The 24,313-nt window shown below is 63.3% G+C and carries 23 protein-coding genes and 5 pseudogenes; 12 read left to right on the top strand and 16 right to left on the bottom strand.

Annotated features, from left to right (window positions below; translation table 11 throughout):
* Positions 1-126: 126 nt before the first annotated feature.
* From aqpZ to ON00_RS18620, 5 genes are all read left to right on the top strand, one after another.
* Entirely contained in the window at positions 127-942 is an 816-nt protein-coding gene (gene aqpZ, locus ON00_RS18635) for an aquaporin Z (protein ID WP_010408798.1), read from the top strand.
* Between the two features lie 18 nt (positions 943-960).
* A complete protein-coding gene (locus tag ON00_RS20710) occupies positions 961-1,176 on the top strand; it encodes a hypothetical protein (protein WP_154651465.1) in 216 nt (71 codons plus the stop codon).
* Positions 1,177-1,225: 49 nt separating this feature from the next.
* Positions 1,226-1,606: a hypothetical protein gene (locus tag ON00_RS18630; protein ID WP_010408796.1), complete on the top strand. Its 381-nt coding sequence runs from the start codon at positions 1,226-1,228 to the stop codon at positions 1,604-1,606.
* Between the two features lie 67 nt (positions 1,607-1,673).
* Positions 1,674-2,198: a Dps family protein gene (locus ON00_RS18625; protein WP_010408793.1), complete on the top strand. Its 525-nt coding sequence runs from the start codon at positions 1,674-1,676 to the stop codon at positions 2,196-2,198.
* 111 nt (positions 2,199-2,309) lie between these two features.
* Positions 2,310-2,579: a putative periplasmic lipoprotein gene (locus tag ON00_RS18620; RefSeq protein ID WP_010408791.1), complete on the top strand. Its 270-nt coding sequence runs from the start codon at positions 2,310-2,312 to the stop codon at positions 2,577-2,579.
* Between the two features lie 328 nt (positions 2,580-2,907).
* Here ON00_RS18620 and ON00_RS20705 read toward each other — a convergent pair.
* Positions 2,908-3,015 (bottom strand): annotated as a pseudogene (locus tag ON00_RS20705) (PEP/pyruvate-binding domain-containing protein); the annotation flags it as partial.
* Between the two features lie 655 nt (positions 3,016-3,670).
* The gene (locus ON00_RS21265; protein ID WP_231376736.1) at positions 3,671-4,150 is read right to left on the bottom strand and encodes a hypothetical protein; all 480 of its coding nucleotides are present in this window, start codon (positions 4,148-4,150) and stop codon (positions 3,671-3,673) included.
* A gap of 322 nt (positions 4,151-4,472) precedes the next feature.
* Here ON00_RS21265 and ON00_RS20700 point away from each other — a divergent pair, with 322 nt between their 5' ends.
* Together ON00_RS20700 and ON00_RS18610 are read left to right on the top strand one after the other, a co-directional pair.
* Positions 4,473-4,640, top strand: coding sequence for a hypothetical protein (locus tag ON00_RS20700; protein ID WP_154651464.1), 168 nt, complete (start codon positions 4,473-4,475; stop codon positions 4,638-4,640).
* The gene (locus tag ON00_RS18610; RefSeq protein WP_029623207.1) at positions 4,640-5,326 is read left to right on the top strand and encodes an MT-A70 family methyltransferase; all 687 of its coding nucleotides are present in this window, start codon (positions 4,640-4,642) and stop codon (positions 5,324-5,326) included. Before ON00_RS20700 ends, ON00_RS18610 begins: the two co-directional genes overlap by 1 nt.
* Here ON00_RS18610 and ON00_RS18605 read toward each other — a convergent pair.
* Both ON00_RS18605 and ON00_RS18595 read right to left on the bottom strand, forming a co-directional pair.
* On the bottom strand, positions 5,292-6,122 hold the full coding sequence (locus ON00_RS18605; protein ID WP_010408784.1) for a BglII/BstYI family type II restriction endonuclease: 831 nt from the start codon (positions 6,120-6,122) through the stop codon (positions 5,292-5,294). The two genes, ON00_RS18610 and ON00_RS18605, sit on opposite strands and share 35 nt — an antisense overlap.
* A 713-nt stretch (positions 6,123-6,835) precedes the next feature.
* Positions 6,836-7,510 carry a putative quinol monooxygenase gene (locus ON00_RS18595; protein WP_010408781.1) on the bottom strand — a complete coding sequence of 225 codons (675 nt, stop codon included), beginning with the start codon at positions 7,508-7,510 and terminating at the stop codon, positions 6,836-6,838.
* Between the two features lie 326 nt (positions 7,511-7,836).
* On the opposite strand from ON00_RS18595, the gene ON00_RS18590 reads away from it, so the two are divergent.
* Positions 7,837-8,844 carry an IS110 family RNA-guided transposase gene (locus ON00_RS18590; RefSeq protein ID WP_010408776.1) on the top strand — a complete coding sequence of 336 codons (1,008 nt, stop codon included), beginning with the start codon at positions 7,837-7,839 and terminating at the stop codon, positions 8,842-8,844.
* A gap of 368 nt (positions 8,845-9,212) precedes the next feature.
* Here ON00_RS18590 and ON00_RS18585 read toward each other — a convergent pair whose 3' ends face one another.
* Together ON00_RS18585 and ON00_RS18580 are read right to left on the bottom strand one after the other, a co-directional pair.
* The gene (locus ON00_RS18585) at positions 9,213-10,388 is read right to left on the bottom strand and encodes a zinc-dependent alcohol dehydrogenase (RefSeq protein ID WP_010408774.1); all 1,176 of its coding nucleotides are present in this window, start codon (positions 10,386-10,388) and stop codon (positions 9,213-9,215) included.
* 99 nt (positions 10,389-10,487) lie between these two features.
* Positions 10,488-10,784, bottom strand: a complete 297-nt coding sequence (locus ON00_RS18580; protein WP_010408772.1) for a hypothetical protein — start codon at positions 10,782-10,784, stop codon at positions 10,488-10,490.
* A 277-nt stretch (positions 10,785-11,061) separates the two neighbouring features.
* Between ON00_RS18580 and ON00_RS18575 the strand changes: the two genes are divergently transcribed.
* Positions 11,062-13,227, top strand: coding sequence for a catalase (locus ON00_RS18575; RefSeq protein ID WP_010408769.1), 2,166 nt, complete (start codon positions 11,062-11,064; stop codon positions 13,225-13,227).
* A 95-nt stretch (positions 13,228-13,322) separates the two neighbouring features.
* On the opposite strand, the gene ON00_RS18570 is transcribed toward ON00_RS18575, so the two are convergent.
* From ON00_RS18570 to ON00_RS20325, 4 genes are read right to left on the bottom strand one after another with little or no spacing between them, the layout of a single operon-like run.
* Positions 13,323-13,919 (bottom strand): SAM-dependent methyltransferase, encoded by a 597-nt coding sequence (locus ON00_RS18570; RefSeq protein WP_010408767.1) that lies wholly within the window; start codon positions 13,917-13,919, stop codon positions 13,323-13,325.
* On the bottom strand, positions 13,916-14,569 hold the full coding sequence (locus tag ON00_RS20330; RefSeq protein ID WP_010408764.1) for a PIG-L deacetylase family protein: 654 nt from the start codon (positions 14,567-14,569) through the stop codon (positions 13,916-13,918). The genes ON00_RS18570 and ON00_RS20330 overlap by 4 nt, the downstream gene beginning before the upstream one ends.
* The gene (locus ON00_RS18565; protein ID WP_010408761.1) at positions 14,566-15,552 is read right to left on the bottom strand and encodes an acyl-CoA dehydrogenase family protein; all 987 of its coding nucleotides are present in this window, start codon (positions 15,550-15,552) and stop codon (positions 14,566-14,568) included. The genes ON00_RS20330 and ON00_RS18565 overlap by 4 nt, the downstream gene beginning before the upstream one ends.
* A complete protein-coding gene (locus tag ON00_RS20325) occupies positions 15,549-16,511 on the bottom strand; it encodes a glycosyltransferase family 2 protein (RefSeq protein WP_206378455.1) in 963 nt (320 codons plus the stop codon). Before ON00_RS20325 ends, ON00_RS18565 begins: the two co-directional genes overlap by 4 nt.
* Before the next feature lie 248 nt (positions 16,512-16,759).
* Between ON00_RS20325 and ON00_RS18550 the strand changes: the two are divergent.
* A pseudogene (locus ON00_RS18550) lies at positions 16,760-16,924 on the top strand (hydroxyisourate hydrolase); the annotation flags it as partial.
* A gap of 7 nt (positions 16,925-16,931) precedes the next feature.
* On the opposite strand, the gene ON00_RS18545 reads toward ON00_RS18550, so the two are convergent.
* Positions 16,932-17,228, bottom strand: a complete 297-nt coding sequence (locus ON00_RS18545) for a hypothetical protein (RefSeq protein ID WP_082442131.1) — start codon at positions 17,226-17,228, stop codon at positions 16,932-16,934.
* Between the two features lie 244 nt (positions 17,229-17,472).
* Here ON00_RS18545 and ON00_RS20315 point away from each other — a divergent pair.
* Positions 17,473-18,305 (top strand): annotated as a pseudogene (locus ON00_RS20315) (IS3 family transposase); the annotation flags it as partial.
* Positions 18,306-18,519: 214 nt separating this feature from the next.
* Here the strand turns inward: ON00_RS20315 and ON00_RS18530 are convergent.
* Positions 18,520-19,816 (bottom strand): annotated as a pseudogene (locus tag ON00_RS18530) (IS110 family RNA-guided transposase).
* Positions 19,817-19,970: 154 nt separating this feature from the next.
* Between ON00_RS18530 and ON00_RS18525 the strand changes: the two are divergent.
* Positions 19,971-20,309, top strand: a pseudogene (locus ON00_RS18525) (integrase core domain-containing protein); the annotation flags it as partial.
* Here ON00_RS18525 and ON00_RS18520 read toward each other — a convergent pair.
* The 4 genes from ON00_RS18520 to ON00_RS20310 all read right to left on the bottom strand — a co-directional run.
* Entirely contained in the window at positions 20,306-21,187 is an 882-nt protein-coding gene (locus ON00_RS18520) for an NAD(P)/FAD-dependent oxidoreductase (protein WP_245535643.1), read from the bottom strand. The pseudogene ON00_RS18525 and the gene ON00_RS18520 sit on opposite strands and share 4 nt — an antisense overlap.
* A 236-nt stretch (positions 21,188-21,423) precedes the next feature.
* Positions 21,424-21,645, bottom strand: coding sequence for a hypothetical protein (locus ON00_RS18515; protein ID WP_010408734.1), 222 nt, complete (start codon positions 21,643-21,645; stop codon positions 21,424-21,426).
* Between the two features lie 411 nt (positions 21,646-22,056).
* Positions 22,057-23,340, bottom strand: coding sequence for a glycoside hydrolase family 130 protein (locus tag ON00_RS18510; RefSeq protein WP_010408731.1), 1,284 nt, complete (start codon positions 23,338-23,340; stop codon positions 22,057-22,059).
* A gap of 78 nt (positions 23,341-23,418) precedes the next feature.
* Positions 23,419-24,313, bottom strand: an 895-nt coding sequence (locus ON00_RS20310) for an acyltransferase family protein (protein ID WP_010408729.1), incomplete at its 5' end; no start/stop codon positions are given.

Raw genomic sequence — 24,313 nt, 5'->3', positions numbered from 1 at the left:
CGCTTACACTCTGGTTATGCATCCTGCCGTGCATAGGCATTTTTACATCGAACGGGGATCGTCACCAATGAACAACCGGATGGTCAGGCCTGACACCTCGCTAACGCGCTTCGCCGAGGTCCGCATATGACTGACGCGGTCGTGCACCCTCCACGTGCGCGCATGTCCAAGCGCATGACGGCGGAGGCGTTCGGCACATTCTGGCTCGTGCTCGGTGGGTGCGGCACCGCCGTGCTCGCGACCGGGGAGGGCGGTGTCGGCGTTCTCGGCGTTGCGCTGGCGTTCGGCCTTACCGTGTTCACCATGGCGTTCGCCATTGGCGCGATTTCCGGGGGACATTTCAATCCTGCGGTTACGGTCGGCTTAACCGCCGCAGGCCGCTTCCCGGCGCGTGAGATTCCCGCTTACGTGGCGGCCCAACTCGTCGGCGCGATTGTCGCTTCGCTGCTCCTTCTCATGATCGCCCGCAGCATGCCCGGGTTCGATCTCGGAGGATTTGCGACGAACGGGTACGGCGATGCATCCCCCAAAGGATATCCGTTGGTCATTGCGCTGGTCGTCGAGACGGTGCTGACGGCAGCTTTCCTGATGGTCATCCTCGGCGCGACCGACGAACGGTCGCCAGCGGCATTCGCGCCGCTGGCGATCGGTTTGGCGCTGACCCTGATCCACCTCCTCTCGATCCCGGTGACCAACACGTCGGTCAATCCTGCGCGCAGTACCGGCCCTGCCTTGATGATGGAAGGCACCGCTCTTGCTCAGCTGTGGGTGTTCTGGGTCGCGCCGCTGGTCGGTGCCGTGCTCGCCGGTCTGGTCGGTCGCTGGCTGTTCTCGCATGCCGACGATGTCCGATCGCCCGGACCCATCTCGGTCGCCAAGCTGGATCGCCTGGTGGACCCGGTGACGACGCCGACAGCGGGCTATGACGTCAACAGCAAGTAATCTTGAAAGGACACTCTGATGGCTACCCTTCCTCCCGATCCCTACGCTCCCGATCCGGTCCATGATCCCGATGGCGCACCCCGGCCCGACAATCAGCCAGACAGCTTGCCCGGGCCGGATAATCCCGATGCGCCGTCGATCGATGATCCGGAAGTTCCCGATCAGCAGCCGGTAGAGGAGCCCGGAGCTCCGGGCGACGCGCCGAGCGATAGTCCGACACAGACCCAGGCCTGATGGCTCCCGCACTGTTGCAGACAGTAAAGTTTTGAAGAGGATCAATAAAATGGCAGTGAAGTTCGCAGGCACGATGAATGCGATCAATCGCGGTCTCGAAGATACCAAGCCCGGCAAGGGCGTCGATATGATCGAGGATTGGGAAGCCGCGCTGGCAGACGTCGATGTTCCGGGTGCGAAGGGCATCTTGCGTGATCTGACGTCGTTACGGAAGCAGCTCGAGAAGTCCGAGCCGGACGCCGATCGGGTCCATGCGCTTGTTCACCGCCTTGGCACCGCCACGACGAAGATCGCCGAGAAGGCCGATAAGTCGCAGGACAAGCTTAAGGCCCTGGGTGAGGCGCTGACCGAGGCGGGCGTGGACAGCCCCGACGAGGACGAGGATACCGACGCCGCCGCCGCACCGAAGCGCGCGCCCAAGAAGAAGTGATCGAGGCGGCGGGACGATCGTCCCGCCGTCCTCGCGACCGTTGTTAACTGATCGAAGGAGTAAGCTCATGGCGAAGTCGGAGAAGGGTTCGAAACGCGCCGAACGCGTTGAAAGCGATGGCACGGCACTGAACACCAGCGTCGAGAGCAGCGCTCGCGATCAGGTAGCCGAGGCACTGACCAAGGCGACTGCCGACAGCTATACCCTGTATGCCAAGACCCTCGGGGTTCATTGGAACGTCCAGGGGGCTAGCTTCTACGGTCTGCACAACATGACGGAGGCGCAGTATCAGGAACTCCACGAAGCGGCCGACGCGATCGCCGAGCGCATCAGGGCGCTGGGCAAACTTGCCCCAACGGGTAACGCCTCATTCCGCGAGCTGACGGTCATCGACAATGATGCGCCCCATAAGCCGACGCGCGAGATGATCGCTGAGCTTGTCGACGACAACGAGAAGGTCGCGCGGCGGATGAGCGAGTTTGCGCAGCTGGCTGACGAGGCTGGCGACCTGTTCAGTCACGACATGCTGGTCGCCAGGATCGGCGTCCATGAGCAGAATGCATGGATGTTGCGCGCCAGTCTTTCTGATTAAAAAAACCGACGCGGCGGCGAATTGTAGGATCGGCACGCCGACTTCAACGCCGCGAAGAAATGAAGTTAGCCGGGCGATTGTTTTTTGAGGGACAACCACGGGAGACGAACGATGAAGAGGATTTTAGCGGGCACGGCCGCGGTTGCGGTGATGTCGCTGGCGGCTTGCAACAGCAGTCCGCGCGAACAGGCTGCCGACAACATCGAGGCGAACGCCGAGCGCGTCGCGGACAACCTCGAAGAGGCGGCCGACAACGCGCCAACAGAAGCTGCGGAGGATCGCCTGGAAAATCGCGCCGACGCGGCGCGCGAGCTGGGGGACAAGAAGGCCGAGGATATGCGGACCAACGATCCCGACACCAATCTCTCGAACGGTATGTAGAATGGAGTCTCAAGCGTAGCAGCTGTTCAGAGTAGCCAATTGGAAATTGGGCGCCTACATGTCACGGGTGCCCGACTTCTAACCTCCTGCCAGCGCTCAAGCCCGGTTGCCGGCATTAGAGACGGCAATCGCAAGTGTTGAGTGCCAGCGAAACCTATCGACGTGCACGCCACAGCGACTTGAAGTCGGCTACTCTTCTGAGGCCGCATGATGCCATGCGGACGGCGTCATCGCAGAATCTCTTTCTGAGCGTACTGTCCGTCGTCAGAACATTCGGCACAACTCGCGGCGTAAATTAGCGGAGTGGGGGCCTCGTCTGGGGTTGATGTTAGGCGGCGCGCTTGCGGTGAAGCAAGCGCCGATGTTGGATGGTCTGTCGTTTGATCCTTTCGCGCTGTTTTATGATGGCGGGAGCCCTTCCGAAGTAGGTGTAGGCGCTTGCAATCGTAGCGGCGTGTGCTCGCAAACAGCCTGATTTCCTGCTCACGCTTTCTGCCACTGGCGGGGAGCGTCCTGCTCGAATTATCTGCCAGTGTGCTCGCCATCATCCGGCGCTGCTTGCAAACGGGGCGTTGTGCTCACGCTCCGTGCCAATGGGCTCTCCAAACCCGTAGCCGGCAAGCGCTTTTGCGAAGCAGGTTTCCAGAACAGTTCTGACAAGCGGCGGGCCGCAGAAATGCGTTGTCGTCATGGCCCGCCCGCGAGGTCGTCAGAAAGGAAGGCTTTTGCGAACAGCGGGTGGCGCATAGAGCGGGCACAGATATACGTTTACGACTGAACCAGTCGAAGCGCGCTGGCCGCGACCGTCCCGAATGGGATCAATGGTCGGGATAGGATTCTCTTCATGCCCCAGCCGGTATAAAGGAACCGCCCCGATCGTAGCGGCTGCGTCGTTATCCCGCCTACCCAACCCGTGGGCTCGACCTTCGGCCCAGCCGGGCCCGCCTCAACGTGGCCCGTCGACTGCGATGACCGCGGCGTCGTCTAGCTGGAACCGGCCAAAGTCGTCGTCGCCCCATAACGAACGCTCCAGCCGGCCGACAAGCCGGATCGGCTTCCCGGTCGGCATTGACCCATAAGGCAGCGAGTATTCATGGTTTTGCGTCGAGGGAGCCGATCATAGGCAGGAATACGGCACAACCCGTTTCCTTGCAGGAAAGATCAAGCACCAGGTTCTTCCCCGATCCGTCGTTCCGCCCAGCAAACGTCCACAGAAGGCTGCGGCGCTCGGGATAGTTCGGGTCGGCGACACGGTAGGAAGCTACGCCTGCGGGGCGGCCGTCGAGCGTGAGCTGATCCGCTTTGTAGTTGGTCCCGGAGCTCGCGATCGGCAGCGCCGATCCTCGGCCTGTCACTGTGAACATGCCTTCGTAGCCCGGCCCGCGCAGCAGGAACACCGGATCGTCTACCGGGTCCTTTCCCGCCTTCAGAGTCGCATCTGATGGAATGGCGACCGTGCAGCACGAAGGGATCCCGACCGACTTCCAGCCGGCCGGGACCTCGGGTTGCGGTGCGTTCGGCGAGCAGGACACTAGCAGCAATCCCGCTACCGACCACACCGCGACCCTCATATCACCGCACTCCGTAGGCGTTGCGAAGCGCTGTCGTCTCCGTCGAGCACGGGGTGCGACGCACCACGCCCGCCGGCTGACTATAGTGCATGACGCACGCCGTGTTGTTGGCTTCACCGAAGCCCAAAGCATGATCGAATTGTGACCGCCAATCGTGAGGTGCTGGAGGCGTGTCAGAAGCGCGCCAACAAGACAGGAAAATCGGTGCAGTGCACCGGCACGGTCGAGCCAGTAGGCAAAGAGGCTCGTAAGTGAGGGTAATCGTCTTGCAATCCGTATTACAAGGCAATACCAGAACATACATGGTACGCCGGAGAGGCATATGGCAGACGATATCGTTGTAACAGTGCGGGTGCCGAAGAAGCTCGCGCAAAAGGCACGGCAAGTTGCTGATAGTCGTGACGAAACAGTGAGTCAGGTCATCCGGCGAGGCTTGCGTGGCTATGTGGGTCGCGCGCCAAAATCGATTAAGAATGAGGACGCAGCCTAATGTCAGAATCCAAGCGCAAGGCGTCCAAGAAGTCACCGGATTATAGTCCGGCAGCTATGGATCTGTTGAACGTCGCAGGGGGCGGCAATTTCAGAACAGTACTGGCGGATCCGCCGTGGCAGTTTCAAAACCGTACCGGGAAGGTGGCACCCGAGCACCGCCGCCTAAACCGCTACGGGACAATGACGCTGGACGAGATTTGCGAGCTACCGGTGCAGGAGTGCGTTGCGCCAACCGCCCACCTCTACCTGTGGGTGCCTAATGCGCTCTTGCCGGACGGCTTGCGTGTAATGCGGGAATGGGGCTTTGAGTATAAATCCAACATCGTATGGCGGAAGATCCGCAAGGATGGCGGATCTGATGGTCGGGGCGTGGGATTCTATTTCCGCAACGTTACAGAACTGATCCTATTTGGCGTCCGGGGCAAGAACGCCCGCACGCTTGATCCGGGTCGGACACAGGTGAACTATCTTGAGAGCCGCAAGCGGGAGCACAGCCGTAAGCCTGACGAGCAATATCCGCTGATTGAGGAATGCAGCCCCGGCCCGTTCTTGGAGATGTTCTCGCGTGGAACGCGGCCGGATTGGACCGTATGGGGCAACCAGGCGGACGAGGAATATACCCCTTCCTGGCCGACGTATGCCCATCACTCTAGGGCTGGGCTGGTGGCGGAAGCGGCTGAATAGGCTCAGCAAGGATCTCCTGCTCCTCCTCGCCCTCGGCGATGGCGCCCACGTCGAGATGCTCATCGAAAGTGACGATTGAGCTGGGTAGTCCAATGAGGAGGAGCGGGCATGGATTGCCGACGCCGCGGTGCACGCGATCTTCTAGCTTTCGCCAATGGGTCGTGGCGGCCCCATATTTATCCTTCACGAAACTAAGCGACCAAGCGTCTGCAAAGGTCGCGCCGCCTGCTCGCATACGCCGAGCAACATCGGCCTTCTGCCGGGGGGTGGGCGTCAGTCCCAAAGATCCAAGGTCATCACTCGACTCCAGACCCCGCTCGGTTGCAAACCGGCGGACGAGCTGCACCATGTCGTCCTGTAGGCTCGATCCCCGCGTGACAATCACGCCAACGCTGATCGCCCCCTCCGCGTGCAGCCGCTTAAAGTTCTCCAGGTCGCGGTCGAAGAATGGATCCTTGTTGTTCCACTCGATTTCGAGCGCGATGACGCGGCCATCGGCGAAGGTACGGACATGATCGACCTCATGGGAGATCGACTCCCTTTGGACGCCGTTGATGCGCTTTTCGATCGTGAAATTGACCTTGTGCCAGCCCAGCTCGGCCAAGGCGCGCCGGAGACGCTGAGTGCCCTTTGTCTCGCCTCCACCCGAGCCGATGATCTCCTCAATTGGGATGGATAGCGCGCCGAGCGCCGCTTCCAACTCCCCGATCGCGTCGGGAAAATCGACGCTCAGGATGGCCGTGGCATGGCTGTGAAACTCAATTTGGAAGCCGCGAGCGGCCAGATCTTCAAACATGCTCGTCCAAGAGTCGCTTCTGATGCGCCCAGGTGCCATAGATTGCCGGGCTAGGGCGAGGCCCCTATGCTCACCGAGGCGATTGCGCACGAGAGGATTGGCCACCTATCCGACTTTGCCGGCAAGCGGGTAGAGCGGTGGTGGGTGGATGCCCTGTTTCTCGCACTAGATCGTCTCATTGAGGATAGGGAGCTGGACGGAGAGCGCGTCAGCCCTGAGCGCTACGGCTCCCTATTGGGGCGATCGAGCTTCGCCCAAATTGCGGGTGCCCGCAGCTTGGAGAAGGATCTTGCGACCAAGCACCTAGTCGCCCTCTACACCGCTTGTGGCGGTAGAGAGCGCTTTTCCGATCAGCACGTCCGTGAGCGGACGGAACTGACCATACCCGATGTTCAATGGTTTGCCGCTAACGACAATCGACCCCAGGGAGCTGTGCATCCCTCAAATCCACGGTTCACTACCCGCTCTGCTGAGGCCTTGGCGGGCGATTTTACATTGGAGGATCTGGGCTTCATCTTCGTTCCTTCGTCACTACGACGAAGCCCAGATCCTCCTTAAATCACAACCTCAAATCTGTGCCATTGGTGCTGACGGCGGACACGCGACCTTGGTGAGCTTCGAATCCGTGCCCGCGGACTTGAACGCGAACGCGGCCCCGGCTGCCGCGGTGCTGGCGACGGCCGCTCCAACGAGCACCTTCTGCTTCGTGTCCATCAGACTGTCCCTCTCTCAAGGGGCCGCGCGACCGACGTGTTCCTGCTCGTCCTCTCCTCATCACCAGCGGATGCAATCTTGAACGCCAAGATTTGTGCGCGGTGGATCTGGGGAGGCTCGGCGAACAGCGAAGCAGCGCTTCCGGATAGCGCCGTGCCGATTTCGCCCGACAGATGCGTCTCGCGCCCTGCCTCGTCGGCGAAGGTATCGAGGATGGCGAACCGAGTCTTTCCGAGACGCAGAGCGTACCACGACAGGGTGCCAGGCTCCCGCTCCACGGCCGATCGGGCTCCTTGGAGGAAGCGGGCAACCTCTTCCTCCGCACCGTCCCGTGCTTCAAGCGGAACATGCAGGGCCAAGCGCGGCAGGGCGTCCGCCGCCGGCACCTTGAGGGCGAGGATGTCGGCCGGCTCGATCTCCGGCAATCCGTTGAGGATGGTGAAGGTCTTCACGACCAGCGCCCGGCCGACCGTGCCGAACAGATGCTTCAGCCGGCCGGCATTGCCGGGGAAGGTATCGAAGATGGCGAAGTCGGCGGGGCCAAAGCGCAGCGCGTACCAGTGCCGCGTGTCCTGCTCATGCTCGACCGGCTCCAGCGCACCCCGGAGGAATTCAGCGGCATCTTCCTGGTGGGTCGGCCCGGCTTCAATGCCTACGAACAGTGCCTTGTGCATCTTTTCTCTCCTTGTTCCGATGGTAGCGCCTCGAGCTCCACGGAAGGCGTCCTGGGCCTAAATCATGGGAAGTTCGCGCGGCCGGGCGCCGACAGCCCGTTCGGCCAGGGCGACTTCCCCGGCCCGCGCACCCCTGGCGGGCGCGTGCTGGAGGAGATCGCGGCCAGCCACGGCGCGACCGCACGCCAAGTGGCGCTTCGCTTCCTGGTGCGTCGGCCATCGCTGTTCGCTATGGTCAACGAGTCATCGTGTAATTTGTGGCTGCTTCCCCGGGCCGGCTGAGCGGCGCACCTTCTGGTTGTCGGACCTGAAGGAAGGAAGCAGCTATGAAGCACTATGCCGGAATAGACCTGTCGATGGAAACGTCGCACGTCTGCATTGTCGATGCCGAAGGGCGCAAGGTCGCAGCGCAATGCGTGGACAGCACGCCGGAAGCGATCGCCGCGCTGCTGGAACGCCATGGTCCGATGGAACGCGTGGTGATCGAGACCGGCCGGATGACGCCATGGGTTGCGCGTGGCCTGCACGAGCTGGGCGTCGCGATCGTGTGCATCGATGCGCGCCAGGCCCACCAGAGCCTCAAGGCGATGAAGGCGAACAAGACTGATCCACATGACGCAGCGGGGCTCGCGCAGTTGGCCCGGACCGGCTTTTACAAGGAGGTGCACGTCAAGTCGCCGACATCGCACGGTGTACGCTCGGTGATCACCGCCCGCGCGCACCTGGTCGAGGCGCGCGTCCGGCTCGACAACACCATCCGCGGCTTATGCGCTACCTTCGGGATCAGACCGGGAGCTGGCCAGGGCGAGCGGTTTCTCGCACGGGTGCAGGCCGCCATCGCTGTCCCGGGGCTCGGCGAGGCAGTGGCTTCGCTGCTTCGGGCGCGAACCGGGCTGGTCGACGAGATCCGTCGGATGGATCGCGAGCTCAAGGCGATCAGCATCGCCTCTCCAGCCTGTCAGGCGCTGATGAGCATCCCGGGCGTCGGTGTGCAGACCTCGGCTGCGTTCGCCGCCGCCGTCGATGAAGCGGGTCGGTTCAAGCGGTCGCGGACAGCCGGCGCCTACTTTGGCCTCGTCCCACGTCGGCACCAGTCCGGCGAGCTCGACTGGACCGGCCGGATCACCAAGCAGGGCGACGGCACCGTCCGCAAGCTCCTCTACGAGGCGGCGAACTCGATCCTGACGCGCACGCGGCAGACCTTCGCGCTGAAGACCTGGGCGCTGAAGATCGCGAAGCGGCGCGGCCTCAAGAAAGCCCGGGTCGCGCTCGCCCGCCGCCTCGCCGTCATCATGCACGCCATGCTCCGCGACGGCACCTTGTTCGAGGCCTGAAATGCGATAAGTTCCCGTTCGCCAGCGGTGATGCTCTCCAGCTGACCCGATGGCGGTGTCCCGCGAGGGAACGCAGGGACGGACGATCTGCGAAGGTTATCAGATGGGCTCCCGAGCCCGCTTCGAGTCAATGCAACGTCCGGCCTTGTGAGACCCGATACAGCACGACCGATCCTCGGATCGGCGAGTGCGGACAGATCCTTGAGACCCTCAAGGGACAACCGCCGAGCGACTGCAAATTACAGATCCTGACCCTAGGTCTGCCGACATACTTGGTCGCAAGCTGATCGACACCGCCGCTACACGTGCTCCAAAGCGGCGGTGTCGATCGGCATCGATAAGCGTCCTGTTCCCGGTTATTCCGCCAATCAACCGTGCGGGCGCATAACAACCTTGATCACACCTTCTTCCTTGTCGCGGAATTTAGCGTACATTTCTGGCGCGTCTTCAAGACTGGCCGGGTGGGTGATCACGAAGCTGGGGTCGATCGCGCCCGCGACGATTTTTTCCAGCAACGGTCTAGTATAGCGCTGCACGTGGGTTTGGCCGAGCTTGATCGTTAGTCCTTTGTTCATCGCTGCACCGATCGGAAGCTTGTCACCCATCCCGACGTAGACGCCGGGCACGGAGACCGTGCCGCCCTTGCGGCAGCTCATGATCGCCTGCCGCAGGACGTGGACGCGATCAGTGGCGAGCATCATGCTTGCCTTCACCTTGTCCATGACCGCGTCCGCCGCCCCGTGCGCGGCCGCCTCGCAGCCGACAGCATCGATGCAGCTGTCGGGGCCCCGGCCCTTGGTTCGCGCCTGCAGCTCGTCGTAGACATCGGTTTCGGCGAAGTTAATCGTCTCAGCGCCACCGGCCTCCGCCATGGCGAGTCGCTCGGGCACCTCGTCGATCGCGATCACGCGGCCGGCGCCCATCATCAGCGCGGAGCGGATGGCGAACTGGCCGACCGGACCGCAGCCCCAGATCGCGACGGTGTCGCCATGCTCGATCTGCGCATTCTCGGCGGCCATGTAGCCGGTCGGGAAGATATCCGATAGGAAGAGGGCCTGCTCGTCGGTAACGTTGTCGGGAATCTTGATCGGACCAACATCCGCCATCGGCACGCGGAGATACTCCGCCTGGCCGCCGCAGTAGCCGCCCAGCATGTGGCTGAAGCCGAACAGCCCGGCGGGCGAATGGCCCATCGCTTTGGCGGCCATATCGGCGTTCGGATTGGTCCGATCGCAGGCCGCAAACAGACCCTTCTTGCAGAACCAGCAATCGCCGCAGCTGATCGTGAACGGCACGACGACACGGTCGCCGATCTTGAGGTTGGTTACCTCGGACCCGAGCGCCACGACCTCGCCCATGTTCTCGTGGCCGAGGATATCGCCGGCTTCCATGGTGGGCTGGTAGCCATCCAGCAGGTGAAGGTCCGACCCGCAGATCGCGCAGGCGGTTATTTTGATGATCGCATCGCGCGGGTGCTTGATCTCGGGATCCGCAACGGTGTCGACGCGGACATCGCCTTTACCGTGCCAGCATAGTGCGCGCATGTCGTTTCCTCATCTGAGTGGATGTCCCTGTCGTCAGGGCCATGTCTATGACGCTCAACGCCTTGAGCCGCGGCATGGGTCCCCGTCCATTTGATTCGTTTACATCAACGAGCGGCCGTAAAACGGCCGTACGGCCAGCGGGTTGAACGCAGACGGCATGCCCGGCTTGAAAGCCAGCAAGATAATGAAGTGGGTCGCCCAGGCCGTGCAGCCGGCCGACACGATGGTGACAGGTTCCCACAGGCTGCGCGTCTTCCGCCCTGAGCGTACGGCATGGTCGGCCAGGGCAAAGGACGCATAGATACCGCAGAGGCAAACCAGGCCCGCGAGCAGCACCAACCACGGATCGTGGTCGTGCCAGACGCAGTCGAAAACCTGTACGACCTGGGAGTACATCATGCTCGGCTAACGGCAAGGCGTTAAGACATCCTCAACCGGTCCATATCGGCTTTCCCTGGCTGTGATCCAGGACCAAGGAAGCCGCAGTCGGGTTCTGCGCAGCCATGAACACTTACGTTGCCGAGCCCGCGCCTGTCGTCCGAACCGGCGACCATGCTCGACTGACATAACTTGATTTCGCTCCTCCGGGTCGGTTCCCAGTCGCTACAAAGATTTATGCCTCGCACCGCCGTGGCGCTGGTGGCATTAAGGGCATGATCGGAGGATTACGTCCATGGCACGCAAGAGCATCAAAAGCGCGGTGAAACTCAAGGGCGAGACGGCCAAGAAGGCACCGCCGCTGCCGGCGGGTGCCGACCAGCCGACGAACTATGCCGAGCAGCAGGGCCATGGCGGTGAAACCCGCCAGACGACCTCGGACGCGGCACTTACCATGACCACGCAGCAGGGCATCCCGATCGCGGACGCCCAGAACAGTCTCAAGGCGGGTCTGCGGGGCCCCACGCTGCTCGAAGACTTCATCCTCCGCGAAAAGATCTTCCATTTCGATCACGAGCGCATCCCGGAGCGCGTCGTCCACGCACGCGGCTATGGCGCGCACGGCGTGTTCGAACTGACCGACAGTCTGGCCGACTACACCCGCGCCGACGTGCTGAGCACGGTCGGGCAGCAGACCGAGGTGTTCGTCCGCTTCTCAACGGTAGCGGGCAACAAGGGCTCGCGCGATCTGGCGCGCGACGTGCGCGGCTTCGCCGTCAAGATGTACACGAAGCAGGGCAACTGGGACATCGTCGGCAACAACATCCCGGTGTTCTTCATCCAGGATGCCATCAAGTTCCCCGATCTGGTCCATGCGGCCAAGCAGGAGCCCGACCGGGCGTTCCCCCAAGCGCAAACCGCACACGACAATTTCTGGGATTTCGCCAGCCTCACCCCGGAAGCCTGGCACATGATCATGTGGATCATGTCCGATCGCACGATCCCCCGCTCCTTCCGCACGATGGAGGGCTTCGGCGTCCACAGCTTCCGCCTGGTGAACGCGGAAGGCAGGTCGACCTTCGTCAAGTTCCACTGGAAGCCGCGCCAGGGGCTCCAGTCGGTGCTGTGGAACGAGGCGGTCAAGATCAGCGGCGCCGATCCCGACTATCATCGCCGCGATCTTTGGGAGGCGATCGAGAGCGGTGACTTCCCGCAATGGGATCTCGGCGTCCAGCTGTTCGATCAGGAAACCGCCGACAAGCTTCCCTTCGACCATCTCGACTCGACCAAACTCATCCCCGAGGAGGACGTGCCGGTCCGCATCGTCGGTACGCTCACGCTCAATCGCAACGTCGACAACTTCTTCGCCGAAACCGAGCAGGTCGCTTATTGCACGCAGAACATCGTGCCGGGCATCGACTTCAGTGACGACCCGCTGCTGCACGGCCGCAACTTCTCCTATCTCGATACCCAGCTGAAGCGGCTCGGCAGCCCGAACTTCACCCACCTGCCGATCAATGCCCCGCGCTGTCCGGTGATGAACTTCCAGCAGGACGGCCACATGGCGATGCGCAATCCGAAGGGGCGCGTGAACTATGAGCCGAACAGCTGGGGCGCGGAAGGCGGTCCGCGCGAGAACGCGGAGATCGGCTTCACCAGCTTCCCCGCCGAGGTTCAGGGGACTAAGCAGCGGGTTCGGTCCGAAACCTTTGCCGATCATTACAGCCAGGCGCGGCAGTTCTATCTCAGCCAGCAGCCGATCGAGCAGAAGCACATCGGCGACGCGCTGGTGTTCGAGCTGTCGAAGGTAGATCGTGTCGACATCCGGGCCCGGGCGGTCAGCCACCTGCGCAACATCGACGAGGATCTCGCCGCTACCGTTGCGGACGGGCTCGGCCTTGACCTGCCGGACGCCGCCAAGGCGGCCAAGCCGACGCTAGACCTGCCGACATCGTCGGCGCTCTCGATCGTCGCCAACGGCCCGGCGAATTTCGCCGGGCGAAAGATGGGCCTGCTGCTGACCGATGGGTCGAGCGCCGAGCTGTTCAATGCGCTGACGAAGGCGCTGGAAGCCGAAGGCGCGGTCTGGGAGGTGGTCGCGCCGAAGATCGGCGGGGTCACGCTCGACGACGGCACCAAGGTCGCGGCCAAGCAGAAGATCGACGGCGGACCTTCGGTCCTGTTCGATGCCGTCGCGGTGCTCCCGTCCGAGGAGGGGGTTGCGATGCTCGCCAAGGATGCGGCCTCCAAGGACTTCGTGGCGGACGCGTTCGGCCACTGCAAGTTCATCGGCTACACCGATGCAGCCGCCACGTTGTTCGACGCTTCTCGGGTGCCGGAGCTTGACGATGGCTTCGTAGCCCTAAGCAAGAGCAAGGACGTCAAGGCGTTCGTCACGACCTGTCGTGACCTCAGGTTCTGGGCTCGGGAGATGAAGGTCGATCTCGACGCGGCGGCCTGACGACCCTGGCGGGAGCGGCAGGTGGACGTCCTGCCGCTCCACTTAACGGCAAGCCTCATATCGCACGGACGTGGGACGTGCTGCCTCGCTCGCGTTCAAGGGGATCGGGGCACACCGTCGGCGCGGGCCGCGGTGACGACCCAGCGGCGGGTGCGGCGCACGGTGCGAACCGTCCAACGACGCCCGGTCTCTGCGAGGAACCGGGCGTGGATTCCTGCCGCGTGCTGGGCGAAGTCGTAGTAGTCGATCCTGTGGTGCGCGAGCACGATGGTGCCGTCTCCCCGCAGGCGAGCGGCCATCTCACGCGCAACCCGGGCCATCTCTCGCGCTGAGAGGTAATACAGGATCTCGGCGATCACGATCACGTCATAGACGAGACGTGGCGGTCGACCGGGGAGCACGAGCAGCGATGCGCACGCACGAGGCCAGGCCGCGACGGCGCGTGCCGTCAGGTCGACCCCCTCCCTCGTGCCCTCGGTCGCATCGAGGCACAACGCCATCCTCGCGATCGCGGCACTGTTGGATCCGTTGCCGCTGGCCAGCTCCAGCACCCGTCCGACCGGTCGGTGACCTATCGCGTGCAGGATCGCGGCACGCTTCACCGCCTCGTCACGGGCGGTGAAGGTGCGCCAGGGATCGTCGTCGCCGGCGAACTTGGCGGCGAACCCGGCAAGATCGATCGGGCTCGTCACTTCGAACCCGGCCGGTAGCGCTCGACCGGACGAGCAAAGGCCGCAAGCTCGTGTCTCGCGATCGTGAAGCCTGCTGGATCATCGGAAACGGCGCCGAGCTGCGTCCGGTAGACGCGGATCAGCGACCGCTTAACCGGAACTCCTCCGGGCACAGCGATGCGCCATGCCGGTCCGGACCTGTCCGGGCGAGGCGGCCACACGCGGTAGGTCAGCCGACCGGCGCCACCCGGGCATCGGGCGACGGCCGCTGCTACGGCGCGGTGATCGGGATGGTCGTCATCGCAGGCCGGTCCGACGATGAGATCGAGATCCCGGCATCGTGCGACCTGGCGGCGCAGCGCGCGATAACAGCGTCCCGGGATCGAGGGCAACTGGCCATCGGGCAAATTGAGGAACGAGACGTCGCCAGCAACGATGCCGAGACGACGTAGCGCATGAAGGCTCTCACGCTGGCGCGCCGCGACCAGTCGCGCTCTCGGCCATTGTCGGCTGCCCCGGTGAGACGCGGCACCATCGGTCACGACCGCAACCCGGACCCGAGCTCCATGGCGGCGAAGCCGCGCAATGAGGCCTGCCGCGCCGATGACCTCGTCATCCGGGTGCGGGGCGATCACCAGCGCGACACGTACGTTTCGCAGCGGGATCCTCACAGAATGGGGTCGAGGATGTGCTCGGCGACAGCCTGGCCGACGCGAAAGCGATGCGCGTCGGGCGCAGGCTGGCGCAGGTACACCATGAGATCGGCGATCTTTGCCGCCAGCGGATGCGATAGGAACAATCCCTGCAGCCCCACCGCCTCCTGCGCGATCGTCAGGGCGCGCTCGGCAGAGCCGGCGATCGATAGCCGCGCAGCGGACACCCGGGCGAGGCGTTCCGCATCCGTCCCGCTGAACCAGGCGCCCGCCGTGTCGCGGATGCTCGCCGCTGCACCCTGGGCAAGCAGGAACAGGTCGGCGAGGCGCGATGCCTGGAACGGATCGGAAGCGCGCTCGTGGGTGGTCAGGTGGTCACGCACTGCATCGAGCAGGCCGGCGATGCCCCCGGCATGAACCGCGGCGAAGCGCAGCGCGCCTCCGCTGAAGAACGGCTCCCGCGCATAGCTGCCGGGCTCGCCGATACGGCCGTCTTCACGGATCACAGAGCCGGACCAGCGCACCAGATGTGTCTCCGAGCGCTGCATGCCGATCGTCTGCCACCACTCCCGATCGATGGCAGGCGGATCGGCATCCAGGTCGAGCAGGAGCAGCTGCGGCCCGCGTTCGCTATCCGCAGTTACCAGCGCGTGAGTCAGTATCCCCGCCCCCGATGCATAGCCCTTGCCGCCGGTCAGCCGTCCGCCGGTAAGCACCAGCGACTCACCCGGCAGGCCCGCATTCCACACACCCAGCATCGCTCCCGCAGCGATCCGCGCCCGCAACGCAGCGACCTGGGACGACGTGCCGTATCGAAACACGATTTGCACCGCATCGACATGCCCCTCCAGCAGGCGCCCGATGGGGAGATCCCGGCGTCCCGCAGCGTAAAGAGGGCGGAGCAGGTCCAGATATGCCTCGGGCGTCGTCGGATCGCCGGCGGGGTCGGTCACCCACCCTGCCGCGACGATCGCATGGCGCAGAGCTTTGGTCGTCGTCATACCGCCTGCTCGCAAAGCTGGTGCTCGAGCGTTGCCAGGGCATGCTCGGCCTCGGCGAGGGTGACGTCGGGTATATCGGGCAGCGCCGGCACGACACGCATGGCGAACGCCTCTGCGTTGGGGCAGTCGCGCGCGACGCCGATCACATGGTCACCGGTCAATCCGATACGGTCGCCGAAGCGAGCTGCGACAAAGGAATCGGGGAGCCCGGCCCAAATGCGGCGCGCCTCCGCCTGCTGTCGGTATTGCCATGCCGCCCCTCGGGGATGCGGCATTGAGGGTGCCCCGTGATGGTCGATGGCACTGAGCGCAGCCGCCATGCCGCCCGGCGCCCGGCCGAGCCGCCGTGAGGAGGTCGCAACCACCATGCCGGGATCGCGGCGCACGCGAAACCCGGCGCGCCCGGCATCGTCGAGCAGGGCGGCGTCCTCGCCGCATGGCACCGGCTGGAAGCCACCCAGCGCCTGATAGGCTCCGGGTCGGAAGGCCATGTTGGCGCCTCCCGAGCAGTGGGAGCCGGTCGGACTGTCCCACGGAACGGGGTCGACCGATCGTCGGTAGGCGTGAAGCCGATCGAGGTAGCGCTCGACCCTCCCCTGCACCGGATCCCGCTCCGCTGCGATCCGGACGATTCGCCCGGCGACAAGGTCGGCCGAGGCCAGGCCCTGCAGTGCCGCCCTGACCCAATCGGCACGGGGCTGGCTGTCGGCGTCGGTCGTCAGGAGAATACCGTGGGGCGTGCTCGCCGCATGATGCAGGCCGAGGGCGATGGCGGCCCGGCGTGCACGACCGGCATTGGCATCAGGGGACGGGTCTCCCTGAGCCACCGTGAACGGAAGGGCCATGCGACCAGCATGCTCGAGTATTACCTGCTCGCTCGCATCCGAGCAATTATCAAGGAGGAAGAACACGGCAGCCTCGACGTCGCCCAGGTCCAGTCGCTCGATCGCCTCCAGCAACTTCGGTAACGCAGTCTCCTCGTTGCGGACCGGAACACAGATCGCAGCTGACACAGGTCGCAACGGCACCCCCACCATCGGTTTCGCAGGACCGGCGACCCTGCCTTGCAGGACTGTAGGTGATAAACGCCGGTTTCGATAGCTGCTCGCGGTGATGCAAGATGCCAGATCGTCATGCAGGACTATAGGTTTGCCCGGTTTCAACCGAGATATCGGCGTCGGGTAGGTAGCCGTCGAAGTTCGCGCCGCGCACCTACAAGCTGCTGTTCGACATGGCAGGCTACCCGGATGCGAAGGCGGTGCCATTCTTCCCCGAGATCGATCCCGTGTTCCGCGTCACCGACCCTGCCGCGCACTACCATGTGCCGGTCGTGGTCAGCCCCTTCGGCTACTCCACCTACAGGGGCAATTGATCACCGATCACGCCTCGATCCCTGCCTGGTGCATCGGCTTATAGAGCTCGTGCTCAAGCGACCGCAGGTAGCGGTCGAGGCGCTCTACCAGTGTTGCGACGTCCGCAGCATAGGCTGGGACGTTCGAAGCTATCGCGTTGCTGCTCCAACGCCGTATGTGGTCGGAGTAGCGTAGCCGAAGCTCGCGATCCTCTTCCATGATCCGCTCGTAAGTCGGCATCTGGTCGGCGAAATAGCCTCGAGCCTCCTTGTTCCAGCCCTGCTGTGTAGGCAGATGCTCCCGTACCGCATTGGCCAGGTTCATTCGTAGCCGGCCGAGGTCGGTAAGCGGAGGTCCGGCCCTGACGCAGTCACGAAGTGCGTAGGCAGCGGCGCGGATCGCCTCGTGGGAGCGCCTGCTATCATCGGGCCTCATCATCTCGTTCTACTCGCCATCATCTTACTAGCCGTCATTGCTGGCGCGCCGCGCGCCGATCATGGCCGTCTGAGCTGCCCCCTTCTGAGTGGTCCATCGACTATTACAGTCTGGACCAAGGAAGGGACGACGAATGCCTGCGAAGAAGCACAAGCCCGAGGAGATTATCGGGAAGCTACGTGAGGTTGAGATCATGCTGGGTCAGGGCGGCACGACCGCCGAGGCCTGTCGGCGCATCGCGGTCAGCGAGCAGACCTACTACCGCTGGCGCAAGGAATATGGTGGCCTGAAGACCGATCAGACTCGGCGGATGAAGGATCTGGAAAAGGAGAACCTGCGGCTGCGCCGGGCGATCTCGGATCTGACGCTGGACAAGCTCATCCTGCAGGAGGCAGCCAAGGGAAACTTCTGAGCCCCGCACGGCGTCGGCGCTGCATCGACCAGGTCCGGGAGGTGCTGGATGTATCCGAGCGGCGGGTGTGCCGCGTGCTCGGCCAGCACCGGTCGACGCAGCGCAAGGTGCCGTTCGGGGCAGATGACGAGCTGGCGCTCACCGAGGATATCATCGCCCTTGCCAGGCAGTACGGGCGCTACGGCTATCGCCGGGTGACGGCGCTGCTGCATGCGGCGGGTTGGTCGGTGAACCATAAACGGGTGGAACGGATCTGGCGACGCGAGGGGCTGAAGGTGCCGCAGCGCCAGCCGAAACGCGGCCGGTTATGGCTGAACGATGGCTCGTGCATCCGGTTGCGGCCGGAGTATCCGGGGCATGTCTGGGCTTACGACTTCGTCGAGGAACGCACCCATGACGGACGCAAGTTCCGCATCCTTACCATTATCGACGAGGCGAGCAGGGAGTGCCTGGCACTCGTCGTCGCGCGCCAGCTCAAACACGAAGACGTACTGGCAGCGCTGGCCGAGTTGTTCATCGAGCGTGGTCCGCCCGCGCATATCAGGTCGGACAACGTCCTATGTCGGGAAGCAGCGGCGGGTTTTGGCCAGCAGATATCGATGCGCCGACAACCATCGGCGCGGCATGCAATCTGAGCCAGATGGCTCCCACCGTCAACGGGATCGCTCCCTGCCATAGCAAACGCAGGATCCAGCGGCGCCGGGGCGACCGTGGTCCTCACCATCCTTAAAACGAGATACGCACCCAGGTGGAAGGCCCGAACATTATCTACAGGGTCGCTCGAGGAGCGCCCTCACGGCACTTGCAGAGAGGGGTCCTTCCACCTGGCATCCGACCGTTCGAGGAACGGCCGGTACTCTGTTCCCGTCTTGATGACGGCGTGAGCCACGCGCGCCATCTTGGCGGTGAGCGCCGTCATCGCCTTGCGGCGACGGTCGGCATCGTCCGCGTGCCCGGCAATGTATCGTCCGAGCTTGTCGCGGAAGCTGTTGTCGCGCTGACGCGCGGCGACCTGGGCAGCCATCCAGAAGGTGCGGCGCAGGCGCGCGTTGCCGTATTTGGACAGCCTGGTGCGGCCGCGGAACGTGCCCGACTGGCAGGTCGCGAGATCGAGGCCGCAAAACTTCAGGAACTGGCGATGATGGTTGAAGCGGCGCAGATCACCGGCCTCGGCCAGGATGGTCAGCGCATTGATCGGACCGATGCCCGGAATGTTGCGCAGCAGCTGGTAGTCGACGTCATCGGCGAGCCGCGCATGAGCCAGCCGCTCGATCTCGTCGCGCTGGTGGATGAGGCTGCGGCCCTGTGCAATGACCATGCGGAACATGGTGACGGCGGCGGAGTCCTCCGGCACCGGCAGTGCCGTCGAGGCGAACGCCGTCTCGTAGATGTCGTTGATGAGGCGTGCCTTGGAGACCTTGCGGCCGATGAGCGGCCACGCCGCGGCCGAGAACGCCTCGCGGTCCAGTGCCGTGATGGTGGCCGGCGTCGGAAACCGCTCGATGAGCGCGAGAAACCAGTCGGACCGGCTGTTACCTGCGAAGCGGGCGATCTCGGGGAAGTACAGCGGCAGATAGTGGGTCAGGATCCGGTGCCAGGTCTGCGTCTTCATCCTGGAGATCGTCTCGTGGGTCTTCGAGAGTTCCTGCAGGTCATTGATGCCCGCGGCGAGCGGGTCCACATAGCGCTGCGTCGCACCGATCCGCAGCATGTGGAGGATGACCTGCGCGTCCTTGGGGTCGTTCTTGTCCCAGCCATTGTGCAACGCCTCGCGTGTTCGGGCGAGCGCGACCGACGAGATGAGGCGCAGCTCAAACCCCGCCGTCAGCAGCCGGTGCGCCAGCGTGCGATGGTAATTACCCGTCGCCTCGAACCCGACGATGATGGGACGACCGATGGCAGCGAGCTGCTCGACGAAGCCGTCATAGTCCTCCTTGGTCGCCATGACGGTCATCCGCCGGCGCCGGCCGCCTTCCGGTCGCTCGATAAGGACCTCCTGCCGGTTCTTGGACATATCGATGGCTACCAGCACGGCGCCGGCAGGCGTAGAGGTGAGCTTGGTCATGGTCGGTCGGCCTCCAAAGTGTTGTCTCGACAACCTCACTTTAGATACCTGCTGACCGACCATGGCTTGCCCTGATGAAGCCTGCGGCCGCTTCGCGGCCTTGCCTTCATCAGGGCCATAGCGGCCCCCGAACCAGCGCTTCCCAATGTGCTATGGCAGCGAGTTCATCGCCGCCGCCGTCCAGACCTGGCTCAGGCAGATCGGCGTGAAGACGCTCTACATCGCCCCGGGCTCGCCATGGGAGAACGGCTACAACGAGAGCTTCAACGGCTCGCTGCGGGATGAGCTGCTGAACGGCGAGATCTTCTACACCCTCGCTGAAGCCAGGGTGCTGATCGAGGCGTGGCGGCGTCACTACAACACTGTCCGACCGCACAGCAGCCTCGGCTATCGACCACCCGCCCCGGAAGCGGCGACACCGCCATTGCCGGCCTCCGGTTCCGCTTCGCTCCACCTCCGACCGGCAATGGCGGCGGAGACGACAATGCACTAACTATCTACCCGGACCACCCGGTGGGGGCTGCTCACGGCCTGACCCATTGCAACGCTGATCTGATCGAGACTTTCGACGACATCGCCAGCCGCGTACAAACCGCTAACCGAGGTCTGTTGATGGGCGTCGGTGACAACGCAGCCGCCTTCGCCAAGCTTCACGCCGATCCCGGCGACGAGTTGCGTATGCGGCGAGGAGCCAAGTGCCGGATACAGGGTATCAAACGAGAGGCGACGCCCATCTGCCAGTCGAACCGCGATCTGATCGCCTTCGATCGATATCTGGTTCACCGCTTCCTTGATGACGTCGACACCGAGCCTAATAAGCCGCGCCTCATCCGGCCAGGAGAGTTCGGGCGAGCGCTGCGCCAGCAGCGTCACCCGCGCGCCATAGGGGCGGAGGAACTCGGCCTCGGCAGCACCATGATCGTCACAGCCCAGCACAGCGATATTGGCGCCCTTCGCTTCGTAAGCGTCGCACACCGGGCAATAGCGGATCAGGCCGCGCGCCAATGCAGCATCGTGCGACGCCTGAGGCATTGAAGGCCGGTGATTTCGGACGCCGGTCGCCAAGATCACGGTACGGCCTTGCCAGCTTGTCGTTTCCGTCGCGACGGAGAACCCGTCCTCGACGATCGCCAGGCGAACCACCTTGCCCTGCTCGATCGTCGCGCCGTAAGCCTGTGCTTGCCGTTTCATCCGCGATAGCAGATCAGCACCACCAATCCCGTCTGGAAAGCCCGGCAAATTGTGTGACCGCGGAATCGAACTCGCACGCCCCGCTCCCGCGTCGATGACGACACAGTTGCGTAGAAAGCGCCCGAGATAGGTCGCGGCCGTCAGTCCGGCGGGGCCACCGCCGATGATGATGCAATCCACGTTTTCCTGCGACGTCGACGTGTCAGCTGCTGTACGCATAAAGCCATTCTCCCAAGCCGGCTCTAGCGCGCGCTCTATTCACATTTACGTGCGCACGGCGTTCGTCCCTCACACGCCGGGTGTCGCGTAGGATGATTCCTGTCCCGAATACGCCCGGCAGTCGTCATCCAAGCAAAGTCGGATGGTGTCGCTGCGGCTACGCTTCCCGTACGAACAAGCTCGAACAGATCGGCGCGTCAGTGGCCGCCATGACCGCCGCCCCCACCATGACCGAAGCCGCCGCGATGGCCAAAGCTGCCACCGTGTCCATAACCACCGCCGTGAAGTCCGAAGCCGATCCCAATCGAACCATAGAAGGGCGACCCATAGCCGGGATAGCCATAATAGGGATCGTAATAGCCCCCGCCCCCCCGATAGCGCGCATTATATGCCAAATTTTGGGCGGGCACCGCGATCATGCAAGCTTGCACATTTTGCGCGGCTGGGCCGCCGGGTCCCCCGGGACCGGGCGTGGCTGGAGGCGCGTCCGGCGCTGACAAGGGCTGCGCTACGAAAGCTCCCGGCGTATTACACGGCACTGCGAAATAGGCGATGTTACGGCTGGGCGGCCCATAGGTCGCGCACCCGCCGAGCGCCGCTGCGAGTCCGGAAAGTGCCGAAAGCTTCAGAATCTGCGGTGACATGCGAAAGCCTCCATCGCTTGGGCCTGGATCACGATAGTCGCCAAGGCTGCAAGGCGCATGCACCGCCTCAAACGCTGCTGCGGATCCAGGCGCTGGCCGGAACCACCGACTGACCAGGCGCACCAGAACCGCTCATATTATTAAATACGCAATCGGCGGTGAAATCCCTCAAGGCACGCCGCCCAATCACTCCATCACTGCGAGCAGATCGTCGACCGTCGTGGTCGCGAACGCGGTGAAGCTGTCCGCCACTGCGTAGGGGAGCAGTAGATCGCGGCCGACGACGAGCGCGCCGCAGCTGTAGACGACATTAGGAACATAGCCGTCGCGCTGTTTAGGGCTGGGAGCCAGAACCGGGCGAGGCGTCCGCGCCAAAAGCTTCGAGGGGTCGTTTTTGTCGAGCAGGCAGGCGCCGATGCAGTAGTTGCGCACCGTGCCAACCCCGTGCGTCAAGACGAGCCAGCCCTCGTCCACCTCGATCGGTGAGCCGCAATTGCCCATCTGGACAAACTCCCACGGATACCGCGGCTCGATCAGCTTGGCGCCACCGCCCCAGTGGAGGATGTCGTCCGATCTCAGTAGCCAGATGTTCTTGTTGTCCTGGCGACCGAGCATCGCGAACAGGCCATCGATCCGACGGGGAAAAAGCGCCATCCCCTTGCCCAATGAGGCATCGCCGGTAAGCGCGCGCATCTCGAACGTTCTGAAGTCGGTCGTGGTCAGCAGCTCCGATCGCGCCTCCGCGCCGCTGAACGCAGTGTATGTACCATGGTAGGCGAATGTGCCGTCGCCTTCGTCAAAGCGGACCAGCCTGAGATCCTCGATCCCCTGGCGTTGGCTAGGCAGCACGGGAAACAGCACAGTTTCCGACAAGGTCTCGCTGCCGTCATACCGAAGCCGGGCGAGGTCGTCTGTATCGGCACGCTCGATAATGGGCTGCATCGACACCGAGCTGGGATCGTCCACAACCAGCGTGCCGCCCGGCTTCCACCGCCCCGTACGGAAGGTAACTGAAGACAGATGGCCCTCGCCGATCCCGCGCAGCGAGAGGATAAACCGAACCTCGCCATCGCCAACGTCGCTTTGGTCGGGATGCAGCACGGCGCTGGGATTGAACAACGCCGCGCTCTCATAGGCGTATTCCTGACTGAAATAGGCTCCGATCAGTCGGCGTCGCGCATCGTCGCAGCGATCGGCGCCGTCGAAGTGATCGGCGACCTCGTCAAAACGCCGCCGCAGCATCGTGTCGACGTCGCGGTGGTTCTCATCCAGGGACGCGGTGACGCCCTCCAGCTGACGGGTCAGCTCCGCCTCGCCGAGCGACAGGATCAGATTGACCGTTTCCTGAGTGCGGGTCGTGCCAGCGTCGAAACCTCGCGGATAGCCGGGCTCAAACGGCCTGACCAGGGTACGCGACGGGTCGGGCCGTAGCGTCACATGAGGAAAACGGAGCTTAGCGCGCTGGATCATGTCTGGCTTTCTCGAATTGCGGTATGTGAATGGGCGGGCTTGGCCATCAAAGCGGATCCTCGTGGAATCATTAAGCCTCTACCCAGGTTGGAGATGCCGCAGTACCGCAGCGTTCAACCGGCGCCTCAGCGGGATATCGATGCGCGTGGCCATGAACCAGGACGCGGTGCAGAGTGCAGCCAGCAGGAGAATCCCGGACCAGGGAGCGGGTAATTGCGGCAGACCTGGTAGAAGTTTGGGCAGGCCCATTACCCCAATCGTGAAGACGGGGATTTGCAAGACATAGATGGGATAAGAAATTTCCCCGAGGAAAGCGCACATTCCTCGGCTTGGTACAGGGTTGCGTCCAATCGAAGCGGCTACAATCAGTGGAAAGACGAGCAGCACGCAGGCCGCATCGAATAACCCCCGCAAAACAGGTGATATGGGTGAACCAAGGGCACCGACCGTGATTGCGATGATGATGATTTGGGGTAATTTCACGGAAAATAGCGGTGCTAGTTTTCCTGTCTCCCGCGCGCGATGAATCAAAACTCCGACAAAGAATGAAAAGGTGACCCTGATTGCGGCAAGATGAGCATCAGGCCAATATGCTCCTCCATTGAGATTGCCGCGAACGAGCGCCAATGCCAAAAGCATCAAACCCGATATACCAACGATCACTCCCAGTCGTTTGTGAGTTAGAACCCCAAAACCAAAGCCGTAAGCAGCGTTCGCGAACAGCTCGAATGAAAGAGTCCAGGCTACGAAGTTGGCAGGAAACAGCGGTTGGTAGGGGATGCCCACAGGCGGCGATGGCAACATCACGAAGTTGAAGACGCTGGACAGTATTATCTCTGCTGCGAGATGATCGTTTCGATAATAGTATGCTAATTCAACGGTGCCCAGCGCCAGGGCCAGGATATAGAATGGGTAAAGGCGTATCAGCCGAGTGACGATGAACGCTCTGCCACCCATTCCGTCTTGAAGCCTT

The sequence above is a fragment of the Sphingomonas echinoides ATCC 14820 genome (assembly GCF_000241465.1).
GTDB lineage: Bacteria > Pseudomonadota > Alphaproteobacteria > Sphingomonadales > Sphingomonadaceae > Sphingomonas > Sphingomonas echinoides.
Note: the sequence above shows the minus strand (reverse complement) of the source record. Positions and strands in the feature narration are given on the sequence as shown.